Source organism: Collinsella sp. TF06-26 (assembly GCF_002232035.1).
GTDB lineage: Bacteria > Actinomycetota > Coriobacteriia > Coriobacteriales > Coriobacteriaceae > Collinsella.
In genome coordinates, this window is record NZ_NKXR01000003.1 from 1 (window position 1) to 23,842 (window position 23,842).

At 57.4% G+C, this 23,842-nt stretch carries 20 protein-coding genes; 4 read left to right on the forward strand and 16 right to left on the reverse strand.

The window, feature by feature from the left end; all coding sequences use genetic code 11:
• Positions 1-281: 281 nt before the first annotated feature.
• Positions 282-1,919, reverse strand: coding sequence for an amidohydrolase (locus CHY22_RS02535; protein WP_233502812.1), 1,638 nt, complete (start codon positions 1,917-1,919; stop codon positions 282-284).
• A gap of 168 nt (positions 1,920-2,087) precedes the next feature.
• Here CHY22_RS02535 and CHY22_RS02540 point away from each other — a divergent pair, with 168 nt between their 5' ends.
• The gene (locus CHY22_RS02540; protein ID WP_089572267.1) at positions 2,088-3,551 is read left to right on the forward strand and encodes a M20 family metallopeptidase; all 1,464 of its coding nucleotides are present in this window, start codon (positions 2,088-2,090) and stop codon (positions 3,549-3,551) included.
• A 140-nt stretch (positions 3,552-3,691) separates the two neighbouring features.
• On the opposite strand, the gene CHY22_RS09930 is transcribed toward CHY22_RS02540, so the two are convergent.
• The 11 genes from CHY22_RS09930 to CHY22_RS02595 form a co-directional block, all read right to left on the reverse strand.
• A complete protein-coding gene (locus CHY22_RS09930; RefSeq protein ID WP_158551158.1) occupies positions 3,692-5,041 on the reverse strand; it encodes a zinc-ribbon domain-containing protein in 1,350 nt (449 codons plus the stop codon).
• A gap of 150 nt (positions 5,042-5,191) precedes the next feature.
• The gene (locus tag CHY22_RS02550; RefSeq protein ID WP_089572269.1) at positions 5,192-6,214 is read right to left on the reverse strand and encodes a YitT family protein; all 1,023 of its coding nucleotides are present in this window, start codon (positions 6,212-6,214) and stop codon (positions 5,192-5,194) included.
• A 204-nt stretch (positions 6,215-6,418) separates the two neighbouring features.
• On the reverse strand, positions 6,419-6,940 hold the full coding sequence (locus tag CHY22_RS02555) for an Asp23/Gls24 family envelope stress response protein (protein WP_089572271.1): 522 nt from the start codon (positions 6,938-6,940) through the stop codon (positions 6,419-6,421).
• Between the two features lie 44 nt (positions 6,941-6,984).
• Positions 6,985-7,362 (reverse strand): DUF2273 domain-containing protein, encoded by a 378-nt coding sequence (locus CHY22_RS02560; RefSeq protein WP_233502694.1) that lies wholly within the window; start codon positions 7,360-7,362, stop codon positions 6,985-6,987.
• Positions 7,355-7,900 carry a hypothetical protein gene (locus CHY22_RS02565; protein ID WP_143759202.1) on the reverse strand — a complete coding sequence of 182 codons (546 nt, stop codon included), beginning with the start codon at positions 7,898-7,900 and terminating at the stop codon, positions 7,355-7,357. Before CHY22_RS02565 ends, CHY22_RS02560 begins: the two co-directional genes overlap by 8 nt.
• Before the next feature lie 165 nt (positions 7,901-8,065).
• Positions 8,066-8,872 (reverse strand): YebC/PmpR family DNA-binding transcriptional regulator, encoded by an 807-nt coding sequence (locus CHY22_RS02570; RefSeq protein ID WP_055251993.1) that lies wholly within the window; start codon positions 8,870-8,872, stop codon positions 8,066-8,068.
• A 164-nt stretch (positions 8,873-9,036) separates the two neighbouring features.
• Positions 9,037-11,220, reverse strand: coding sequence for a DUF6020 family protein (locus CHY22_RS02575; protein ID WP_233502813.1), 2,184 nt, complete (start codon positions 11,218-11,220; stop codon positions 9,037-9,039).
• 141 nt (positions 11,221-11,361) lie between these two features.
• Positions 11,362-12,183: a prolipoprotein diacylglyceryl transferase gene (gene lgt, locus CHY22_RS02580; protein WP_089572274.1), complete on the reverse strand. Its 822-nt coding sequence runs from the start codon at positions 12,181-12,183 to the stop codon at positions 11,362-11,364.
• A gap of 109 nt (positions 12,184-12,292) precedes the next feature.
• A complete protein-coding gene (locus CHY22_RS02585; RefSeq protein WP_035137589.1) occupies positions 12,293-12,571 on the reverse strand; it encodes a NifU family protein in 279 nt (92 codons plus the stop codon).
• Between the two features lie 177 nt (positions 12,572-12,748).
• Positions 12,749-13,273 carry a dCMP deaminase family protein gene (locus tag CHY22_RS02590; protein ID WP_089572276.1) on the reverse strand — a complete coding sequence of 175 codons (525 nt, stop codon included), beginning with the start codon at positions 13,271-13,273 and terminating at the stop codon, positions 12,749-12,751.
• A gap of 82 nt (positions 13,274-13,355) precedes the next feature.
• Entirely contained in the window at positions 13,356-14,207 is an 852-nt protein-coding gene (locus CHY22_RS02595; protein WP_089572277.1) for a type III pantothenate kinase, read from the reverse strand.
• A gap of 289 nt (positions 14,208-14,496) precedes the next feature.
• Here CHY22_RS02595 and CHY22_RS02600 point away from each other — a divergent pair, with 289 nt between their 5' ends.
• Entirely contained in the window at positions 14,497-16,200 is a 1,704-nt protein-coding gene (locus CHY22_RS02600) for an OPT/YSL family transporter (protein WP_089572279.1), read from the forward strand.
• A 215-nt stretch (positions 16,201-16,415) separates the two neighbouring features.
• Positions 16,416-17,555 (forward strand): DUF389 domain-containing protein, encoded by a 1,140-nt coding sequence (locus CHY22_RS02605; RefSeq protein WP_089572280.1) that lies wholly within the window; start codon positions 16,416-16,418, stop codon positions 17,553-17,555.
• A gap of 125 nt (positions 17,556-17,680) precedes the next feature.
• On the opposite strand, the gene CHY22_RS02610 is transcribed toward CHY22_RS02605, so the two are convergent.
• The 4 genes from CHY22_RS02610 to CHY22_RS02625 all read right to left on the reverse strand — a co-directional run bounded on the left by CHY22_RS02610 (position 17,681) and on the right by CHY22_RS02625 (position 22,210).
• Positions 17,681-18,031, reverse strand: coding sequence for a hypothetical protein (locus CHY22_RS02610; RefSeq protein WP_117778602.1), 351 nt, complete (start codon positions 18,029-18,031; stop codon positions 17,681-17,683).
• Positions 18,032-18,815: 784 nt separating this feature from the next.
• Positions 18,816-19,415 carry a CPBP family glutamic-type intramembrane protease gene (locus CHY22_RS02615; RefSeq protein ID WP_143759203.1) on the reverse strand — a complete coding sequence of 200 codons (600 nt, stop codon included), beginning with the start codon at positions 19,413-19,415 and terminating at the stop codon, positions 18,816-18,818.
• Positions 19,399-20,973 (reverse strand): ABC transporter ATP-binding protein, encoded by a 1,575-nt coding sequence (locus tag CHY22_RS02620; RefSeq protein ID WP_089572285.1) that lies wholly within the window; start codon positions 20,971-20,973, stop codon positions 19,399-19,401. The genes CHY22_RS02615 and CHY22_RS02620 overlap by 17 nt, the downstream gene beginning before the upstream one ends.
• Positions 20,951-22,210, reverse strand: a complete 1,260-nt coding sequence (locus tag CHY22_RS02625; protein WP_089572287.1) for a radical SAM protein — start codon at positions 22,208-22,210, stop codon at positions 20,951-20,953. The genes CHY22_RS02620 and CHY22_RS02625 overlap by 23 nt, the downstream gene beginning before the upstream one ends.
• Before the next feature lie 540 nt (positions 22,211-22,750).
• Between CHY22_RS02625 and CHY22_RS02630 the strand changes: the two genes are divergently transcribed.
• Positions 22,751-23,707, forward strand: a complete 957-nt coding sequence (locus CHY22_RS02630) for a LysR family transcriptional regulator (RefSeq protein WP_089572289.1) — start codon at positions 22,751-22,753, stop codon at positions 23,705-23,707.
• Positions 23,708-23,842: the final 135 nt, after the last annotated feature.

Below are 23,842 nucleotides of genomic sequence, written 5' to 3' on the forward strand. Positions count from 1 at the left end.
AGGGCGGAGGCGGGGCATTCCCCGCCTCTTACACCACATCTCTGCGCGCCACCAGAACATCCCGGCCTTTTTATGCAATCTGTAATGTGAAGTATGCAAAACACATGAGGTTGCACTGCTGATGTCCAAATTGAACGCACGGAGCAGCAGTACCTCAACCCCGCGCCCAAATCCAACAGAGCAGTGACGCTCGTGGCGGATCCCCACCGAAACGCAAACGCGGCTCGAGCGCCATCCCAAAATAGGCTGCATGAGCCGCGTTTAACGGTACGACATGAATATCAGCGCTCGTAAATCAAGTTGCCTGCCAGGTAGGTGGCCTGAACCTTGGTGGCTTGGAGTTCTTGGGGGTCGATGGTGAGTGGGTTTTGGTCCAGGACTACCAGGTCGGCGTATTTGCCGGGTTCTAGGCTGCCGAGGTTTTGCTCGTCGCCCGCTGCATAGGCGCTGCCCAGGGTGTAGTTGCGCAGGGCTGTTGCTGCATCGATGCGCTCGCTCGGCAGCCAGCCGCCCTCGGGCCAGTGGCTTTTGGGGTCTTGGCGCGTAATAGCCGTGTAGAGCACGTTCATGCTGGTAACGGGCGTGATAGGGCTGTCAGTACCGAAGGCTTGGCGAATGCCGCGCTGCTTATAGGTTGCAAACGGCCACATGATGCGGCTGCGCTCCATGCCCAAATCGCGCTCGGGGCCGCCCGGGTCGAGCGTAATGTGACAGGGCTGGCTCGAGGCAATCACGTTGAGCTTGCGCAGGCGATCGATGTCCTGGGGCAGGAGATTCTCCAGATGCTCAAGCGTATTATGGCCGTGCTGGGGCAGGCCGTACAGGTCGGCGGCCTCCTCGAAGATATCCAGCGCGGCATGAATCGCACCGTCGCCGATGACGTGGATACGCACAGTGTGGCCGCGCTCCGCAGCCGCCAGAACCAGCTTACGCATGCGCTCGGCAGGAACTGTCAGACGGCCCTGGTCGCCCGGGAAGCGCGGACTGGTATAGGGCTCGGTGAGATATGCCGTGTGTTCGCTCGACACGCCGTCGAAGAACTGCTTAAAGCCCGGTGCCGAGAGCAGCACATTGTTCGCGTAACGTGCCTGCAGCTCTTCCAAGCGCGACTGGTCATCCAGCAGCGTGGGGAACAGATGGGCTCGGATGCCCAACTTGCCGGCTGCCTGTAGCTTGTCGTAGACATCATCGCGGATAAAATCGCAGCCCGGCATGGGCATGAGCGACATATCGCAGATTGAGGTGATGCCTTGCTCGGCCATACGCTTCATCTGGTCGGCGTAAGCGCTTGCGATGCGGTCCTCGCCCAGCCACTCCAGGCAGCGCGGCAGCAGCTGCATAGCAGCTGCCTCGTGGGCGATACCCGTAAGCTCACCGTTTGAGTCTTTGTCGTAACTGCCACCCGCCGGAGGCTCGCTGTCGCGCGTAACGCCGAGCGCCTCGAGCGCGCGGCTGTTGAGCCACAGCGTATGCCCGTCGCCCGAGTGCATAACACAGGGGCGATCGGGGAAGGCAGCGTCGAGGGAGGCCTTGGTAGGGTGCTCGGGCGGATCCCAGCGGTAATCGCGCCAACCCTGGGTCACAACCCAAGCGTCATCGGGCAGGTCCTTGGAAAACTCGAGCGCGTGCTGCACCAGCGCAGCCTCGGACGTGCCCATATCCATGAGCATGTACGGCGAGGAGCCGACCGAGGTATGGAAGAAGTGCAGATGAGCGTCATGGAAACCTGGGCAGACAAACTGCTCGCCGTAGTCGATAACCGGCGTAGCGGCAGGAGCGGCGGCAATCACGTCATCGGGCGCACCGACTGCGACGATACGGTCGCCTGCGATGGCAATCGCCAGCTCGCGGGCGGTATCGATGCCGTCTTGCGCGGTAAAGACGTTCTTGGAGCGGATAATCCGATCGATATGTTGCATGGGCATCCCCATCTCTGGCAGGAAATTCAACACCCCCGAGTGTACTCCCCCGCCCTTGTAACAAAACCCCAAGCGGCAAACGGCAACTTTACCAGCCCTAGCGGCAGGTGGCATACTGGAGAGAGCCTGTACGATTTTGCGATCAACCCAGCAAGGAGCAAATCGACCATGACGAAGACCAAGGCACAGCAGATTATGGCGGCGACCGAGGCTCGCGCGGCTGACGACGTCACCGCAGCCATCAAAGATATCGCTACCGAGTTTGAACCCTATATCATCAAGCAGCGCCGGCACTTCCATAAGCACCCGGAGCTGAGCCTTGCCGAGGAGCGCACGACCTCCGACATCGCCAACCAGCTCGACGCCATGAATATCCCCTACGAGCGTCCCCTTAAGACGGGCCTTGTGGCGACCCTTCGCGGCACCGCGCCGGATGCCTATCGCGAGGACGGCACGCCACGCCGCCGCATCCTTCTGCGCGCCGACATCGACGCCCTGCCCGTCACCGAGCAGACCGGCGAAGAGTTCGCCAGCGTCAACGAGGGCTGCATGCACGCCTGCGGCCATGACTGCCACATCGCCATGATGCTCGGCACGCTGCAGATCCTGCGCCACATGACCGATGACATCCACGGCGAGATTCGTATCGTATTCCAGCCCAGCGAGGAAAACGGCCAGGGCGCCAAGCTCATGATCGGCACGGGCGTACTCGATGGCGTCGACGGTGCCTATGCCGCGCACATCTGGAGCGAGGTCGATGCCGGCACCGTGAGCTGCGAGCCCGGCCCGCGCATGGCCAATACCGACTGGTTCCGCATCGACGTTCGCGGCACCTCGTGCCACGGTGCCATGCCCCAGCGCGGCCACGACGCCGTTATGGTGGCGGCAGAGATTGTCAACGCCCTGCAGACCATCGTCTCGCGCGAGATTAGCCCCTACGAACCCGCCGTCATCACCGTCGGCGAACTGCACGGCGGCACCGCGCGCAACGTTATCGCCGGCACGGCGTACCTCGCCGGCACGGTGCGCACCTATGGCGACAAGACGCATGAGGAGATGCCCGAGCTTATGCGCCGCATCGTGGAGCACACCGCAGCAGCACTAGGCGCCGAGGCCGAACTCACCGACTACACCATCGCCAACTACAAGGTCGAAAACGACGCCGCCTCGAGCGAGCGCTGCCGCCAAGCTGTGCTCAAGTGCCTGGGCCCCGCAGGCGAGGGCCATTACCGCGGCACGCTTTCGGGCGAGGACTTCTCGGAGTACCTGCGCCGCGTGCCGGGCGTGCTCGCCTTTGTTGGCACGCGCAACCCCCAGATTGGCGCCACCTATGCCCAGCACTCCTGCTTCTACAAGATCGACGAGAGCGTGCTCGCCAAGGGATCCATGGTAGCCGCCCAGTATGCCATCGACTTTTTGGCCGAGCCCACGCAAGAAGAGCTCGACGGCCCCACGATCGCCGCGGTTGCCGAGACCAATCCCGACCTGGCCGCCAAGCTGCGCTCTGCCAAGGCAACGGCCGCCGAGGCCCGCGACGCCATGCACGATGCCCGCACCGCCCGACACGCCGCAATCAAGGGCATCCACGATGCACGTGCCGCCGCTCGCCGCGAGGAGAAGCACGACGAGTAGTCGATCCACGACCATCTCGCAGTCATAGCCGCATCGCGATATCAAAGCGGGGGCGGACGCTTCGGCACGTCCGTCCCCGCTTATTTGTCAAGCGCTATTTCTACCGTTTCTACCCCGTCCCCAAATGGCAGGTGGCAGGGTTACTCGTCCTGCGGGTCCTCGTCGGAGCTTGGCGCAGGCTCGGGCTCAGGTGCAGGCTCGGGCTCCGGTTCCGGCATGGGCGCGGGCTCGGGCTCAGGCTCAGGCTCCGGTTCCGGCATGGGCGCGGGCTCGGGCTCAGGCACGGGCTCAGGTTCAGGCTCAGGCACGGGCTCGGGCGCGGGCTCGGGCTCGGGCTCGGGCGCAGGCGCCGCAGCGGAATCGGATACGGGCGCTGCGTCGGTGCTAAAACCAGCCGGAGCAGACTTCTTCTCAAACGGCAGCACAAAGGTCAGGACGTCATCCTTATCCTCATCAGCCCATTCAGCTGCATAACGCGCTACCCAATAGCCAACGGCACGATGCTTGAGCATCTTGCCAAAGACCGTAAGGAATACCGTGACAAACGCCGTCAGCACCAAGAACAATACGAGCGTGATGCCACCGCCGGTAACAAGCGCCTCAATAGCCGAAGGACGGTAGTAGTAGTTATACATACCGACAGAGGCAATGGCGCCGAAGACGAGCGTCAGGATCCATGTGACAACGTTGGCGACCAGACCCGTCAAAAACTCGGGAAGGAACGAAGCGCAGAACAGCTTGGTCTTGTTGTGCTTAAACGCCGCCCAGACCTTGTCGAGCGAAAACGCGCTCTCGACACGACCGGTCACCGCAAAGTGCATCACGGCAATGTCGGCGAACATCTTAAAGAAGACCCCCAAGACCGCCGTGGCAATCATAGCCAGGACAAGCAGGCCAAGCGAGCCAAACAGCGCTGCCTCGAGTGCATAGGAGCCGTAATACGAATACGAGCCCGCGGCGCCAATTACCACGCTCTCCACCAGCGAAAGCACTACACCGATAACGGGAATGGCAGCGATAACCTCGAGCACGACCGAGATAACGCTCGAAAAGACTCCGAGGCCAAACGACGTGGAACGCATGAGTGGACGATCCATACCGCCATCAACCTTGAGCGACAGATCGCGACCCCACTCAATACCAAAGCCGGAACCACACACGCTCGCAATGCAAGCTGCCAAAAAGCCGATGGCAGCTGCAATGCCGCCAATAACGGGAATAAACAGCACGAGTACCGACACAACACAAATCAGCGCCGGTAAAAAGGCAATCTGGCACACGCGCTGCAGCACGCCCGGAGTCTTGGTCATATCCTCAAACGCCTGAGCCACACAGCCCTTGGGCACGTTGACCACCGGCGGCTGAGGCATGGCCTGCTGAGGCTGCGGCTGTCCCTGAGGGACCGCGCCGGCCGCCGCATTAGGAGCACCACACGCACCACAGAACTTGTCGTTATCGCCCATGGGGGCGCCACACTGCGAACAGAACATCGAAATCATCCCTTCGTATCTAGAGCGAATCACCTGGATCGCAAACGATGTCTTTAGCATCATTATCGCCCAATGTGGGGACAAATACCCCAAGATGGCCGATTTGCAACGTAGCCGGCCTTATTCAATGATTCGAAGGGTGCGTCCGCGCTAGTTCGTGCCGCGGAAGCCCTTGCCGACGATTTCGGAGCTATCGACGATGGTGATGAAGGCGCCAGGGTCAATCTCGCGGGTATAGCGACGCAGTTGCACTGCCTCGCGACGGCTCAGCACGCTCATGATCACCGTGACGCACTTGCCCGAGAAGGCGCCGTAGCCACGGCTGATCGTTGCCGTGCGGTTGAGATGCTTGACGATAAACTCCTCGACTTTGCGCGGTTCGGCGCAAATAATCGTGCAGACCTTGCGCAGGTGAATGCTCTCGATGGCCTTGTCGACCACAAGCGTCTTGGCAAACAGGCCAAGCACGCAGTACAGGCCGACGCGCGGGCCATACAGGAAAGCCGCGATGGTCACGATGCCGATATCGACCAGCAACAGTGCGCGGCCAATCTCGAGCGTGGTGCGGCGTTTGAGGATCATGGCAAGAATGTCCGTGCCACCCGTCGAGGCGCCAATGTCAAAGACAATAGCACTGCCGAGCGCCGGCAAGATAACGGCAAAACACAGGTCGAGCCACATATCGCCCGTCATCGAGACATCGGTCGGAATAAAGAGCTCAAACAGCGAAACATAGGCGGACAGCGCAAACGAGGCGAAGACGCTCCACAGGATTGCCTTGCGCTCCAAAAAGATAAAGCCCAAAACGACGAGAACCGCGTTGATAATCCACATAAAGACGCCGACGGGCAGAGTCGGGAACAGCGTAGAAAGAATGACCGACACACCCGAGGTACCGCCGAAGGCAAAGTGATTGGGCGTTTTGAAAGCCACGATGGCAAACGCCGTGAGGATCAGGCCCAGGTTGAGCTCGGCAAAAAAGCGCGGAAAGCCTGGTTCCTGGCTGCGCTTGCGGCCGGCACGCTCGCCTTGCTCAATAACATCGCGATCGACAACGCGCTCCATCGGCACCACCGGAGGACGATGCACCTCCTCGGCGGCACGCGACGCCGCCTCTGCCGCAGCGGCCTCAATCGCCCATGCCCTGCTTTCGGTCTCGTGTTCGTCGGCCATTACGGCAACCCCTCGTTAACAATTTGGAAACAATGCGCCCATTAGGGTAACGCGGAACGTGGGGATTGCAACCCTTAGTTAGACGAGCGGTATGACTACATCGGGAGCGTACAAAAACGGCCGGCCACGCTTTTGCTTGCGCGGTCGGCCGTTTAACGTTTTCGCAGATAAAACCTGCCAAAATAAACATCCCTTTTTGGTAGGTTACTCGTGCTGGCTGGTGCGGTGCTCGTACTCCTCGGGGGTGATGACATCCTCGATGCGCAGGTTGACGCCTGCCACCTCAAGGCCGGTCATCGCGGCAAGACGCTCGGTGACGCGCGCCTTAACGTCGTCAAAGATCGCAGGCGCATAGGCACCGTACTCGATGATGACCGAGATGTTGACGACCACGCGATTGTCGTCGGTGACCTCGACCGTCACGCCCTTGGTCAGGTTCTCGGCACCAAACTGCTCCTGCACAAAGTGCATGAGGTTGCCCTTCATGCCCAGGACGTGCGGCACCTCGCGGGTGGCCATGGCGACGATCTTCTCAATCACGCCGTTGGAATAGGTCAGCGAGTCCTCGGACTCGTCCGTCTCCTCGTCATCCTCGTCCGCCTCGTCTTCGGACTCTGCCTCGACGAGCGCCTCGTCCTCGAGCGTTACGTCCTCCGCCTCGGCGGCGACGGCCTCGTTCGTCTCGAGCTCGGTATCGGCCACATCGACCTTCGTGTTAAAAGCCATGGTTCCTCCTTATGCCTGCCACGGATGCGACAGTCGAATACAGATTAGCGGCCGCTAAACAGACGGCCGAAGAAGTTAACGATACCGTTCTCGCCGTCGCGAATCTGGCCGATCACGGCGCCGATCAGCACAAAGAATGCGATGACAAGCGTGTCCCACAGGCCCAACGTAAGTACCAGCACGGCGAGGATAAAACCTGCCACGGCGCCGAGCGTAGTGTTGGGGTGGCGCACGGCGTAGCTCCAGATAGCAGCGCCCGTACCTTTGATGAGACCCATGGCCTCGTCAAAGTCGTTGGCGGCGCTGTCGTGCTGCTCGCCGGCCTCGGGCTTGGTGTCGGCGGACTCGCCTGCCGGCATAGCGTTCTGATCGATCGTCAGGCGCGGCGTGCGGGCGGTCTTGTCTTGGTTGGTATCACTCACCGGAAACCTCCACGGTCTGGACGGTAGTCTTGGACGGCAAAAAACGGACGCGCGCGGTCGTGCCCGGCGTGCCGAGCATGGTATCGCAGGCCTCCTCGATACGCTGCTGCATCGAGGTGGCAAGAGCGGCAACGTCCCTAACATCGAGCGCGATGGCCTCGACCTTAAAACGAACGTGCGACTCGTCGGAGCCTTGAACGCGCGCCTCGATATGCTCAACCATCACGCGATCATCGCACTCCGCCGCGGCACGGGCGCACGAGGAAAGCGCTGCGAGCGTGACCTCGATATTGCGCTCCCCCGCCGGATGCACGCAGGACGGCTCGCGACGCGCGAACATCAAGCGGAAAAAACCGATGAGCACGCCAAGCGCCACGATGGCGGCGCACACCGTAACGACGACGCGAGGCATGGTGTCACGCAATAGCAGCATAAAGCGATACGTATACGGTCCCCAGAACTGGCAGACAAGCGTACCCAGTGCCACGATGGCGGCGGCAAGATACACGATCGCTAGGGCTCGTTTGAGTACGCGCACGCGCGCTCCCTTCAGGTTTCGGTCCACAGAATGCAAAACGATTCGCATCATTATAAAAGAGCCGGGTCCGGTGCCATACGCACGCGGATCCGGCTCATCTATTCCACGAGGCTTGCATGCTCGCTTCATTATGCCCAGATATGCACGGCTTAACCCGTGCAGGCGCTACTCCTCCTCGAGGGCAGCGATGACCTCGTCGGTCATGTCCATGGTGCTGTAGACGTCCTGGACGTCGTCGAGCTCCTCGAGACGGTCGATGAGGCGCTGAACCTTCTTGGCGTCGGTACCGGAGACCTCGGTCGGGGTGGTCGGAACCATGGTGGTCTCGGAACCCTTGACCTGGACGCCCTGCTCCTCGAGCGCCTTGGAGACAGCCATGACGTCGTTAGCAGCGGTCCAGACGATCCACTCCTCGCCGGCGTCCTCGTAGTCCTCGCCACCGGCCTCGGCGATGGCCATCATGAACTCATCCTCGTCACCGGCAGCACCGTTGGCGATCATGGTCTCCTTCTTGGCGTTCTCGTCCAGGATCTCCTTGGCGACGACGATCTGGCCCTTGCGCTCAAACTGGAAGGCGACGGAGCCGGAGGTGCCCAGGTTGCCACCAGCGTGGGAGAAGGCGGAACGGACATCAGCGGCGGTACGGTTGCGGTTGTCGGTCAGGCAGTCGACGTAGACGGCGACACCGGCGGGACCGTAGCCCTCGTACACGATGTTCTCGTAGACGGCGGCGTCAGCACCCGAACCAAAAGCCTTGTCGATAGCGGACTTGATCTTGTCCTTAGGCATGGACTGAGCCTTGGCCTTGGCAACGGCAGCGGCGAGGCTGGCGTTGTTCTCGGGCAGCGGGTCACCGCCGAGACGGGCAGCAACGGTGATGTTGCGGCTGAGCTTGGAGAAGAGGGCGGAACGCTTGGCGTCCTGCGCGCCCTTACGATGCTTGGTTGTGGCCCACTTAGAGTGTCCGGACATACGTGTCTCCTATCGGTTTCGACCTAAAGCCCAGCGCAGATGCTCGGGCAATATAAACAAACGTCGTTATGATATACCTACTGGCCTGCGAGATAAACCCCAAAATGAAGGCGTCGTGATGATGTCCCCTTTGGTGCAAAGAAACCTGACCCCAATGCACCAAGTTAGGACCAGAGGAAGTCGCTGCGGGTGACGGTGGCGCCGATGGCGAAGGGCATGCAGGCGATGACCGGATACAGGTAGCGCATGTAGGTCGAGCCGTTGCACGGACCAATCAGGCACACGGCGAGCACGCCCAACAGCGGCACCCAGATCGCCAGCGCACGCCATGAATGACGACGCAGCAGGTAGACCACCACGGCAATCATGATCCACACATAGGTGGCCGAGCTCATGGTGAGCGAGATAAACGGGATGCGCTGCACCGCCACGCGATACAGGTTGATCAGGTGGTCGCACCAGCGCACAACCTTGCTGTCGACCGGATGGAAGTCAAAGTACTTGAGGTTATCGGGCTTCGCCATAATCTCGGCACTGCGCGCCGTGCTGTAGACCCACGCATCGCGGGCACTCGGATAAAAGTAGCCGTAATAGTTATTGATGAGCGCCGAGATATAGCACTCGGGATCCTTTTTGAACATCTGCGCCCAGACCTCAAAATAGGCCTTGATGTCCTCCTGCGAGGCGTACTCGTTAAAGCAGTTCTTGACGGCATCGGACTTGTCGGGGTTGTAGCGGCGGCCCAGGTTCTCGTACTTGAGCACGCGATCGATCACGACGCGCTCCTCGTCGGTCACCAAACCGTCGCAGGGTGCCTCCACGATAGTGCCGTCCTCCTTAACCGTAGGGTTGACGCCCGAGTTGAGGCCGTCGTGCTTTTGGACGAAACGAGCCGTCTGTTGGAACGGAATCGAGAGGATTTCGCGCTTGGAACCAGGCGTGATATCGTGCTCCGGCATAAAGACCTTGGTGAAGTACATATTAGAGGCAAGGCAGAGCGCGAGTACCGCGAGGACGCCAACCCAGCGGAAGCGCGGTGTGGCGCATGAGACCGCGGTGCCCGTCTGCTTAGCCGCACGACGAGCGACATGTACATCCCATGCGCAAAACGCCGCCGCGATTACGCATGCCGCCAGGGGAAACACCAGGCCTCCATTGCGCAAAAACGTGGAACCCATGGCAGCCAGCGCAAGCAACAGCCAGTCGTGGCGCGCAAAGAGCACGGGGGCTTTCTCGCCCGCTCGCTCGACATTGGCATCACGACGGGGCAAGCCGCAGGCCACGAGCTTGACGGTCTGTACCAGCAGCACCAAAAATGCGTCGGCAAACAGCACGTCTTTGGTAAGCAGGGCCGCGTAGTTGGAGAACATGGGCATAAACACAAAGAACAGCAAGATCACGCCGCGGACCGGCAGACTCACGCCCAGTTTGCGCAGCGACGAGATGGAATAGGCCATGCAGGCAGCCGTGATGACAAACTGAGCGCAGGTATAGATGATGAGGCCCGCGTTAGCGCTGTTGAACAGCGAAAGCCCCAGCTGAACGCACGAGCCGATAATGGCCGTGTGCACTACGGGATGATGCCCGTTGAGCAGCACGTTGGGGTTGAGTAGGCGCAGGTAGTCGCTCGTGCCGTTGGGATAGTTGAACCACTGGCGAATCTGCGCACCCGTATCACCCATAAAAAGGCCGGGCAGCGAAGCGATGAGCGTGGGCGCCCAGGCGACCATAAGCACCAGGAAGGGCCCGGCAAAGGGATGGACCGAGAGCACGGCGTGAGCCACACGCCATACGCGGCCAAAGTGCGCCTCCGAAAACGGAATGCGCCGAGAGCTCAGCCAATCTAGACACTCAAAGGCAAGGTAGAAGGCAACGATCGCCAGGAGCATCCAGCCCGCACCGCCTATCCAGGCGCAGATGATGCGAGCCTTGTCGCCGAGTACGATCTCGGCAGAATCGGTGAGATCGTAGCTGCGACCGAACACCATGCAGATGGCGAAGAACAGCGACGGCAGAATGATCGATGGACGCCAGGTGTCGCCACGGCCAAAGAACACGTAGCGAAACGGCAAGGTGAGCAGGCAGGCAAGCGCAAGCAGCATGACCGCGTCGGTATGGCCGGCAAACGAGAGGAGCACCTCGTAGCACACGTACAGCATGCCCGAGGCTTTGGGGTCAATCGCCAAGACTGCATTGCTCGAGACCGGCGCGGGATCGATGGAAAACGCCGTGGTCGCCAACAGCGCGAGCAGAAATGCGATGAGCGTCTGCTTGGCGGGGTAGCGCTTAAACCAGACGATGCGGGCAGCGTCGCGCGCAGCCGTTGTGGAGAGGTCGGAATCCTTCACAGTCCAAAGAGCCTTTCTAGAAACCCGCCAAAAAGGGACAGGCTTATTTTGGCAGGTTTTATCTGGGAAAACGTTACGGTTCTGTCATCGTTGCCCAGCAAACCACCACAAAGGTGCCTGTCCCCTTTGTGGTGGTTTTGGTTAGGCGTCGAGGTAGACGCGCTGGGGCTGGTTGCGGCGACGGGCGAAGATGATGAGCGCCAGGCCGGCGATCACGAGCGGCAAACTCAGCAGCTGGCCCATGGTGATAACGCCTCCCAGCAGATAGCCCAGCTGCGCATCGGGCACGCGCACAAACTCAATCAAAAAGCGAACGATGCCGTAGCCCATCACAAAGACGCCCATAAACGTACCCTGGGGCAGCAGCGGTTTTTTGCGACTGAGCACCTGCAGGATGCAAAAGAGCACAATGCCCTCTAGAAACGCCTCGTAGAGCTGGGAGGGATGGCGCGGCATATCGCCCGCGGTGCCGCCAAAGACCACACCCCAGGGCAGATCGGTCGGCTTACCCCACAGCTCGCCGTTGACGAAATTGGCGCAGCGTCCCAGGCACAGCGCCAGCGGAGCGCCGATAACGGCAAGGTCGGCGACGGTCCAGGCGTCGAGCTTATACATGCGGCACACGATGATGCCGCCCAAGATGCCGCCGACCAGGCCACCGTGGAAGCTCATGCCGCCCTCGTTGGTGGCAAAGATCTCGAGCGGGTGGGTCCAATAGTAGCCATCGCCGTAAAAGACGACGTAAAACAGGCGCGCGCCGATGATGAGGCCAAAGACCGCGCCGACCACGACGCTCGTCAGGTCATCAATCGTAATGTTGAAGCCCCAACGACGCTGCGTGCGGTACATAACGACCGCCGTGAGCAGAGCACCGACCACGTAGGCCAGGCCGTACCAGTAGATGGTGATGGGGCCCGCCGAGATCGCGACGGGATCAAGCATATGGTAGAGGTCGTTGAGCATATCGATCCCCCTGCTCCCTACATACAAATGCGGCCGCGGGCCTTACGCTCGCAGCCGCATATTTGGGCGTAACGTCTATGCGAAGCGTACCGTCCGCAGCTTTCGCATCTTAGAACGGCGCGTACTCGTCGTACAGGTCCTCGGCCTCGCCGGAAGCATTGACCTGCTCAACGCGGGTAACGCCGGGCACATGCTCCTTCAGGATGCGCTCGATACCCATAGACAGGGTCAGCGAGCTCATGGGGCAGCCGGCGCAGGCGCCCTGCAGCTCCAGCTTGACAACACCCTCGTCGTCGACGCCCACATACTCCATATCGCCGCCATCGGCCTGCAGGTTGGGGCGAATCTCTTCAAGAACCTTCTTAAGCAGCTCTTCGTTAACAGCCACAGGGGCTCCTTTCTCACAATAACGCGGGCACGCCCGCGGACAGGGGCTATGTTACTACAGCCATGTACCCGCTTAGGCGCCAGCCATGCGTGCGGACACGACTTTCACGAGCAGTCAATTTGGGACGGGGCTCTTTTAGTTGTTTTTGTTGCCGGCCAGCGCCGACACGCGCTGTTGCTACTGCTGAGCCTGTCCCCCGGTACCAATCTGGACATCGACGATGACCTGGCGGTAGCTGATGCCGCAGGAGTCGAGAATGCGGCGGCTGATACGGCCGTCATCGGTGTCGGCATACTTATTGTCCAGGTAGACGACCTCGCCCACGCCCACCTGCGCCAGGATCTTGGCGCAGTCGTGGCACGGGAACAGCGTGACGTAAACCGTGGAACCCTCGAGGTCCTTGAGCGAGCCACGGTAGTTGAGCACGGCGTTGGCCTCGGCATGGACCACGTAGTTGTGCTTGTCCTGCAGCGGGTCATCGCTCGTTCCCCACGGGAAAAAGTCATCGTTGAGCGCCGAGGGCGTGCCGTTGTAACCCACCGAAAGGATGCGGTGGTTGGTGCTGGCGATGCACGCGCCCACCTGCGTGTTGGGATCCTTACTGCGGCGCTGCGCGGCGATGGCCACGCTCATAAAGAACTCGTCCCAGCTAATAACGTCGCGGCGCTTGCCCGACGCGGTTTGATGAAGATCGTCCGACATGGCAGACACCTCCGGAATCGCAATAGTTTGGCCCATTGTAGCAGGTGAAAGGTAGGGGCGCTTATCCCACCAGCCCCTCGCCCTACGCGCGGCGGGGCTTTTGGTTGATGCGGTAGAGCTCGGCGAGACCCCGCAACGTCAGCGCGTCGTCTACCGTCAGGCTATGGCCGACCAGCGCCGCAAGTGCCTCGGCATCGTCGCCGGTAATGACGATGGGCACATCGCCCTCCCCCGCGGCCTTGGTCGCGCGCATCTCGGCAAGCACCATGTCGAGCATGCCGTCGATGCGGGCTACCTCGCCCAAAACCACACCCGAGCGCATGGCCTCACGCGTGTTGCGTCCGATGACGTGCGTTGGCGCCGAGGGCTCAACCTGGGGTAGGCGCGCTGCCGCCGCCGAGAGCGAACGGGCGCCGAGTGCCAGCCCCGGCGCGATAACGCCGCCGACAAAGGTACCGTGCGCGTCGATGACCTCGATATTGGTCGTCGTGCCCAGGTCAATCACGATGCACGGCGAGCCGTAGACGGCGCGGGCCGCCACGGCATCGGCGATGCGGTCGGGGCCGATCTCGGCCGGATCGTCGTAGTGCACGGGTATGCCAGTCTTGAGGCCCGGCCCCACGGTGAGCACGCGTCCCGTGCAGGTGCGGGAAAGTGCCGCCTTCCACGGGCGCTCGAGCGCCGGGACTACACAGCTCAGCACGGCCGCGGCGGGTGCAAGCACCCCGGGCACACCTGCATCGGCGGCGAGCGCGCCCATGACCTGTACAAGTCGCATGCGTGCCTCGTCGGCCGTAATGCTCGACGGCGTGGTGATCTCGCATGTCGCAAGCGGACATTCCTGCGCCGCGGCCGAATCCTCTGCAAACAGGCCAAAGCGAATGAACGTGTTGCCCACGTCGACCGTCAATATATATGCGCACCCATTAAGCATCGTCGGCGCTCCTTTCGTCTGCCCAGCAGTATATCCCGATGATTATTCTGGGACGGGGATTTAAAAATCATTGCGTACCTGATGATTTTTAAATCCCCGTCCCAGAATAATCATCCTTCGGCTTCGCTTGGGATAGCTAAAAAAGCCCAGTCCCAAATTAACTGCCGTGCCGCTATACTGGTGCGCGGTCGTTTGCGAGCTCACGCGGCGGCCCTTGGTAACCCGACTTCCCGCGCCGTATCCGTATCGGCGCTCCCGGGGGAAGCGGATATACGCAAAGGAGTTTTATATGAGCAATCCCTCGAACCGCGCTTCGATGCGCGGGCAACTCACGCTGCGCGGCGTCGTCATCGGCGTCCTCGGCTGCGTGATCATCACGGCAAGCTCGGCCTACACCGCCCTCAAGATGGGCGCACTCCCCTGGCCGATCGTCTTCGCTGCCGTCATCTCGCTGTTCTTCCTTAAGCTCATGGGCAACGCCAGCCTCAACGAGGCCAACGTCACCCACACCATCATGTCCGCGGGCGCCATGGTCGCCGGCGGCCTGGCGTTTACCATCCCGGGTGCCTGGATGCTGGGCTATGCCGACCAGATCAGCTGGCTCGACATGTTTATCGTGGCGCTCGCCGGCACTATCTTGGGCCTGCTGGCCACCGCGCTCATCCACCGTCACTTTATCGTGGACGCCGCGCTTGAGTTCCCCACCGGCAACGCCGCAGCTCAGACTTTGCGCGCGACCGAGGCTGGCGGCAAAACCGGCAAGCAGCTCTTTGGTTCCATGGCCATCGCCGGCATCTATAGCGTGCTGCGCGACGCCCTGGGCATTGTGCCCAGCATGCTGTGCACGCTCAACATTCCCGGCGTGACCTTTGGTATCTACAACTCGCCCATGCTGCTCTCCGTCGGCTTCCTCGTGGGCTTCGCCCCGGTCGCCTTCTGGTTTGCCGGCGCGCTGCTGGGCAACTTTGGCATCATCGTGGGCGGCACCGCTGCCGGTCTGTTCGACGTTGTGACTGCGCAGGGCATCGTCAAGTCCCTCGGTATGGGCCTTATGATGGGCTTTGGCGTCGCCGTCGTCCTCAAGGACATCCTGCCGCAGGTCGCCAGCATCGTCCGCGGTCTTGCCGCCGACAGCTCCACCGACACCGACGAGCAGTCGCTCATCTCGGGCTCCCTTAAGCTCGACGCCGGCATCATCGGCCTAGGCGCTGCCGCCATCGCCGTGGTCATCGCCATCGTGCTTGACCTTGGCCCCGTTCCGGCCGTCATCGTCACGCTGTTCACCTTTGTCACCACCATCATGAGCGCACAGAGCTGCGGCCAGACGGGCATCGACCCCATGGAAATCTTTGGCCTCATCGTTATGCTCATCGTGGCTGCCTTCGCACAGATCGCTCAGGTCAAGCTGTTCTTTATCGCCGGCATCGTAGCCGTGGCGTGCGGCCTTGCGGGCGACGTCATGAACGACTTTAAGGCCGGTGCCGTGCTGGGCACCAACCCGCGCGCACAGTGGATCGGCCAGGCCATCGGCGGCATCGTGGGCGCCTTGGTCGCCGCAGCCGTCATGGTCGCGCTCGTCACCGCCTATGGCCCGGACGCCTTTGGCCCCGACAAGAGCTTTGTTGCCGCGCAGGCAAGCGTCGTCGCCACCATGGTCTCGGGCATCCCGAGCGTGCCGTGGTTCGCTGGCGGCTTTATCGCCGGCATCGTCATGTACTGGCTCGGCATTCCGGCCATGATGATCGGCCTGGGCGTGTATCTGCCGTTCTACATGTCACTCACGGCATTCCTGGGCTCCTGCGTCAAGCTCGCCTACGACAAGTGGTCCGCCCACCGCGACGCCACCGCTGGTCTTTCTGACGAGGAGAGGGCTGCCAAGGACGCCGCCTTCCAGGAACAGGGCCTGGTTGTCGCCAGCGGCCTGCTGGGCGGCGAGTCCATCGTCGGCGTTATCCTGGCGTTTGTCTCTGTTGGTCTGAGCCTGCTGGGGTAGGCCGAACAACAACGCACCAGCGCAGAGCGCGGGGTCGGAATCAAACCGGCCCCGCGCTTTTTTGTCTATTTGACTCTTATGATCCTCACGGCGTTTTAGCCATGTCGATTGGCCTGACTTCCAGGTCAACAAACCTTGTCTGACACCTCGCCTAACGCGGTGTAGAGTAAAGACGACAGACGCAAGAAGCGGCTCAGAAGCTAAACGAGGTAAGCATGCAACTCGACAAACAACAGATCAAGCGGCTGCGCGAGCGTCATCATCGTCGTCACGGTATACGCCCTGCACACAGCGAGGCCATGGAGAATGCCACCCGTTTCCTTAAGCAGGCGTTCAACATACGCGAGGGACGCGCGCCCTATCACGTGATTCGCAAGCGCTTTGTAAACGGGGCGCGCCTGACTGGCTCGCACTTATGCATCCTGATCATTGCCATGTTGATCGCGAGCATCGGCCTCGATATCGGCTCGGATATCGCCATTGTAGGTGCCATGCTCATCTGCCCGCTCATGGGCTCGGTCCTTGCCATGGCATACGGCATCGCCACGCTCGACCGCGAGATTGCCGTCGAGGCGATTGCCGGCCTCGCGCTGCAGATGGTCTTTTGTCTAATCACGTCCACGCTGTACTTTAAGCTCTCGCCCCTTGGCACCACCACGGCCGCCATTATCGACAACTCAACGCCCACCGTGTGGGACCTCGCTGTCGCGCTCGCCGGCGGCTTTGCGGGCGGGCTGGGCAACTCACGCGACCAGGAGCCCGCAACGCTCATCGCCGGCGTGGCCGTGGCGACCGCGCTCATGCCGCCCCTGTGCGCGGCGGGCTATGGCATCGCCATCGCAAGCGGGTCGCTGTTTCTCTCGGCCCTCTACGAGTTTGGCATCAACGTGGTCTTTATCGCACTGGCTGCCGAAGCCGTGCTGCTTCTTTTGCGCGTGCCGCTCAAGCGCGACCTCAACGGCGACGGCATTGTGACCGCCGAGGAAAATGCCGAGGTCGATGAGCTGTCACACAAGGTGCGCCGCCGCATCATCGTGGGCACGGTGATCTTTGCCATCCCCTGCATCGTTATGACCGCGGGATCCATTGGCTCGGCGCAGGCCGGCGTGCAGGACGGCTATGGCGTCACCGAAACCACGCGCGAGCTTGCCGCGGTGCTGCCGGGCTTTAAGGATTACACCGTTGCCGTCGAGACCTCGGCCACCGAAGGCGAGGAGGAGGGCCTTGTCGAGCGCGAGGTTGTCGCCCATGTGACGACAAGCGAGGCGCTTGGGGCACACGACCGCCGTGTAGCCCGCAAGCTCATCGACCTCAATGTGCCCGAGCTCGATCGCGTGGAGTTTGATGTGCAGTAATACGCGACGTGGGATGAATGCGCGCAGCCGCGAGTCACGACATGGCGCAGACGTGACGCGGGCCACGAGCAAATAGCGGGACGCGGTCCATGGCCGCGCTCCGCTCGCTGATTTATTGCCGTGAATCAGCTGTCCGCATCGACATCGCCAGACTCCACTGTAAACGCCGGACCGGTACTCACCAGATAAAAACGGGTCACCCTGGTATCTCTAAATAGGTAGAGCAAGCCCTGATCGCGTCGGCGCGAAATATACGCCACGTGGACCGTACCGAATTCTTCGCCGTTTTCCTTCTTTAATATCAGGATGTTGGGGTCATCCGTACGCTTAAACTGCCCGTCTGTGCAGATTCCGTCTTGGTCGACCAGCTGCCATCGACAGTTGTCCTCCTCAAGAAAAGCCAGGGTTTCCCGACTTGTTTCGTCATCCCGATAGTAACCGTCAATGGCAAAGCCTTCGGAAGCACATTCCTGCATATAGGATGTTTCTCGACTTATAGCGAACTGCCCTATAGCGCCCAGGAGCACAGCTAGGCAAACCACTGCAAGGGTTATCGAGATAGTACGGCGGCCCATATTAACCAGCCCGATACTTGTTTAACGGAGCACGAAACATACCTGGAACCTCCGGTATCAGGGGGAATGTCGCCTACGGCCTGCCGGCAATCATATGTTTACAACATCAAACCATATGACTATAACTCGTTGGAGATAGATTCCATAAACGGACATTTATATACGGCGAACGGCTACACTTATCAGTTAACCCAGAGTTATGGAGGCCGTTTTTCGTACTGCAAGATCGCGGTTTTCGGAAGTGCGGTGAAAAATCGAGTTCTGCCGACCAGACCGACTTTTTTAGCAACAAAACCGCAGGTCACACAAGTTCAAAGAGCAGTGTGCTCGGAGGTTCGGAGTTTTTCCCCGCACTTCCGAAATCCGAGTCCACGAAAGGCGTCGGCAAGGCCATTTACGCAACATGTATCCAGTAAAAAATGGTGGCAGCCGGTACGGCTACCACCCTTCTGTCTCATATCTAGCCCGAAGCAGGTCGGCTACTTCTTAATGCAGCGTCCCAGACGCTTTGCGACCGATGCCACGGCCTCCTCGCTAACCGAATCGCAGGCACGCGAAGGGGCTGCGTGCAGATGATGTTGGGCGCACCGTGAGGAGCCACCCCTCGCTCATGTTGTTGCACACCGAAAGCATCGTGCGGGCCTTGTCGGCCATGGTGCCAACACCTGAAGATTTTATCCGTAACTCAAAGAGCTAGAATATTGATAAACTCCAAACACATCATGGCTAAAAGAGACGGGCACACTGTCCCTGTTTTTCGCACAAGCAGCGCAAAAATAAGGCCCAGGCAAAGATAGCCCCCCATCATTGCAATGATGTAATTTGTGGGTGCCCCGATTAGACACTGTTGGGTCACGAGAAGCAATGCCCATAGCATCGACTGTATAACTGCTCTTATGTAAAACGGCCGAACTATTCCGGCGATTGTGTATTCAAATAAAAATACATACCTAAATAGCAGCTCATCCAAAACTGAAACCGAGCAGAGCAACACCCATCTGGTTATTGATTTTCCACCCATATTGAGTACAGCGGCCATAAGAATAAATACGATGCAAATGAGCTGCCATCCCAAAAGAATCCCACCTCGCTTGGGTTTATCCCAGGAAACAGCACCCCGAGTTGCAAAAAGATAGACTACCAACGCACAAAAGAGCGCCCCTATAGAGCACAGCCAAGCGGGGGATCCTTTTGTAATAACCCAAATAGCCCACGGCACGCTAGCAACCATCGTGCCCAGTAGATAGCGTGTCCCCAGGCGCATTTTTTCAGTCGCTTTCCCCAAGCTCCACCACCTCATCACTAGCAGCTATTAGGTCCATATCGTGTGTAATTGCAATGACAATCTTGTGCTTTCGCATTTCCTTCATAGCTTTTATCAGAGCTTCTTTATGAGCAATATCGAGTGATGCTGTTGGCTCATCGAATAAATAGACGTCTGCCTTCTTTTCTAAGACCCGCCTAATTTCCAGTTGCTCCAGTTCCCCGGGAGACATTCCTCCGCACCTCTTCCTTTCGATAGAAGAAAAGTTTCTATCGCAAAGAAAATCCTTTACTGATATCGGGGTTTGTTCAGCAAACGAAACTAGCTTCTGCCTAAGGAGCTCACAGTTGATTTCTTCTTGGGCCTTACCGTTGTAGGAAATAGTCCCAACGTAATCCGAATTGAAACAACCCATCAATAAGTACGCAAGGGTCGTTTTGCCCGAGCCATTAATCCCTACAAGAGCATAGAGCTTTCCTTTTTCAAACCTGATATTCAAGTTGCTGTAGAGACACTTTCCATTTAATGTAAAGCCGAAATTACGCAGTTCGATGTAATCGATCTCCATGAGCTCCTCTCCAGCGGCAGCCAAAGACATTTTAGAGGCATTTAGACGAGATATCGATGAGAAGCAGTCTTGTACGCTACTACCTATACCGTAGATTGACCTCACGGCAGATAGCATTAAAGCCATGTAGCTCGAAACGGCAACAAGTTGGCCTACACTCATGCTTCCATGCATTACATAGAAAGCCGAAATCAAAAGAATAGTGACTTGGGACGCAGCCGCAGCAAAGGAATCCGTTGCCTGAAATCTCGAAACAACACTTTGATAGGCAACTCCGGCGTGCAGCAAAGACGAAAAAAAGCTATCTATGGATTTCAATGCTCTTTCGAATAGCACATTAACATACAAAAATCTCTGATGCGCAAGTACGGACTCCACTTTTCCGAAATACAGGGACTGCTCCTCCTTAAAGGTCAGACCTGAAACAAAAAGCGGTTTTCTGAATAAAGCATATGCAATTGCATACAAGATGCAAAATGTCACGGAAACCCAAAAGAGCGCTACGGAGCATCCATAGAGAAAAATAAAACTGATACCTAGCTGGACAACCGCAAGAAGTACCGTCTGGAGCATCGACAATCCGAAGGAAGCCACAGTATTGGCATCTGAACAAATTTGTTGAGTTTTTTCAGCTGACTCCTGCTCAAAATATAACTCAAAAGGCATCCGAACGAGCTCATCGATTTTACTTCGAACAATCGAGTATGCAGCCACGGTCGTTATCCGCATTGAAAGAAGGGTGCTTAAATAACTGACAACAATATCGATTAGTGCCGCAAAACCAATTAGAGCGCTGCTAATCATGATAGTATCGTAAGAAGTTTTTTTAGATATATTGTCAACCAGAGCGCTCGTAAGCAGCGGGGATATAGAAGCCATCATTCCAGATATTATTAAGCACAACGCGAAGACTATAACCAGAAGCAATTGGGAAGAAAACCCAAGTCTGAAATATGGCAGATAATCGAAGAGCGCCGTTGAGTCCGCATCACTTCTTATGCTTGAAATCATAGGCCGCCCTCATTACTTTTATACAGTTCTTTCTTGCAGATACGCAGCTTGTCTTATTTTCATACAGCCTGGTGAAGGGACAGCCACCCATGCACATAGGAAGAAGTGCGCAGTTAAGACATTCTGAATCTGAACAAAAGTCGTAAGCATTCCATTTGGAAACTTCGAATGCGTTACTCGCTACGCTTTCAAAAATGCTGCCATAGCTTCTGTCGGAATATCCTATTTCATTCCAGCATTTATATAAGGAACCGTCTGGTCCAATAACTTCTGAATATTTATTGACGGCTCCGCATATGGTCGGATTAAAGCCTGGAAGAAACGGATCCATGTACCCCGTCATTTTGTAGCGAGACAAGCAGGATGCTTCAATCGAAGCAAATTCGTCCTCTGAATAGCACGGAGAGTTAGCGCATGCCCCATTTATATCATCTACTGCCGCTAAATACAGTTTTACTCTATTACGAAGACCTTTTTGATCAAGCGAATCAATCAAGCGATCAATCTGGTCACCGTTCGTCGGATCAACATTAACTCTTAAGATGACATCGAAGTACGCACTAGCTCTTTTTACGTTATCGATAATACGGTTGAACGTATCGCCGCCAGAAGGAAGACATCTTCGTCGATTGTGTATTTCAGGCGGACCATCGACAGTCACCTGAACGTGCGTGACCCCATTTTTTGCAAGCAACTCCGCCGTTTTCTCATCTAAGAAATAACCATTGGTCACCATGCTGGCGTTAAATAAGATTTCATCACTTCGGATTCCGCGCGTAATCTTCTCCACCGTCTCAATCGCCAATAAAGGCTCGCCGCCATACCAGGCAATCTGCAAACTATCTGCCTGATTGTCTAAAGCCATGCCATTGATATGCTTTATTACCTGATCGACGCACTGGTCGCTCATTGAACCATAACGCTTGCCGTCCTCATAACAATACGGACACCTGAAATTACAATTCAATGTCGGAGCTATCGTAAATGAAAGTGATTTTGATTGCATGCGACAGGCCGATGATATCTCTTTTAAATGTTCGATTTCGTCAAGTCCGTCGGAAACCAACAACCCCGCGTCCATCAAATTGTCGACAATTTCCGAAGGGCCATTAGCCCCATTCGCAAATAGTGCCTTCTCGTATTCCGCATCCAACGCAACAATTGCGCCGGAGTAAGAGTTATATACCAGCGTAGACTGATTGCCTTTATCGATTACATTAAAGCGAGACTGTTTCATTTCTACTCCGTTGCATATTTCAATATTTCAACCTGCCATTAGGAGTAATTCCAGCCACAAAATTTGGTAATGCAGATCCTCAGGCCACACGGTCCTCCCCCTGAATAACTCCAACAAATATGCGCTGCACAGGACACACACGTAGAAATATCTCGAGACGAAGCAGGCATCTGAGTATTCACTGGCTTTTGAATATATTCCATCGAAGCTCCTAGCTAACGTGTATACCGCAATGTTGAAATGCGCGGCAATTCCCGCCCGTGTACACGGCACACATCCCCCAGGGATTACAGCGCCCCTGACATTTTGCGCCCTGACAAGGACACCAACTTGATAGCAAAGCAATATCGTTAGGTGTTTGAGTTGGCTGTATCCAATCCACAATGGCTCCTTTCTCGTTTTAGGCCTAGTTATACTTTGGTCAAAAAGTCAAAAGCTGATTGATAACTTTTTGTACTAGATGAAACAATTTGTTTGCCTTGTTTAACATTTTTTAATTTACACTTAGCCTGATTAAAAATTCAACCTAAGGAAATTCTGGTGAATGTTGTTCAGCTGCAGTATTTCATAAAGGTATTTGATTGTCAGAATTACTCGGATGCAGCAACTATATTAAGCGTTTCGCCGCAAGCTGTTTCAAAAGGCATTCGAGCATTGGAATCTGAACTTGGTCTGAAGCTGTTCGAAAAAAGAGGCAGTATTCTACATCTAACAAACTATGGAGAGGAAATCCTTCCTATAGCATTAGATGCACTAGCTTCAATTGAGGGAATTCAAGCGTATGCGCAAATCACGCGTGAAAAGATAAAAATAACCCAGACACATTTGACACACGTTGCAGTCGGACTACCACCAATACTCACAAGCTGGTTCAACCAGCCCACACTAAACCGGCTCTCGAAAAAGTACAACGGTGGTAAATTTGCTGTTTCCAGATACGACGACGGCGGAACGTGCTTATCCCTTCTACTTGACGGACAAATCGACATTGCGATTGTCGCTGGGCAAGTAGACACCAATCTTTTTGAATCGCATTTTTTATTGAACGCCGAAGTCAACCTCCTCGTTGAAAGCAATCACCCATTAGCTAGTCACGCAGCAGCGAATCTAAACGCGGTGGCTCAATATCCAATTGCAAACACCTGTGACATTCGATATTGTCGAAAAAGAATAGACTCAGCATTTAACCATCTGGGCCTTTTCCCCCGCTACGAGAGTATTAACTTAGCAGACCAGCACAATTTGTCCGATTTTCTCATTCGTAAGCATGGGGTTATTTTGACCATAGCCTCGCAAACGTCTCAAATCAGGATAGGCTATCCAGCAAAAATCGTTTGCCTAGGCAAACAAGATAGATTATCAATCCCTTTTTACTGCGCTTCAAATTCAAACGATGTCCAAGCGCAAACTCATCACGCGATAAGCTGCATTCAACTTGAGGCACGCCAGCTATCCCGCTGTTTAAAAAGCGCTGAAGAAGGAGACCTTTCCGGCTGAACATGGCGGGCGTACTAATTCTATGCAAAACAGCATCGCATTCCGCCAGAACGGAAGCGTGGGCCAGCCCCGAGTTTTTTGTAGTATTCCGAGAGAAAACAACAAGGGCCGGCAGACTCTTGGCAAGTCAGTGGC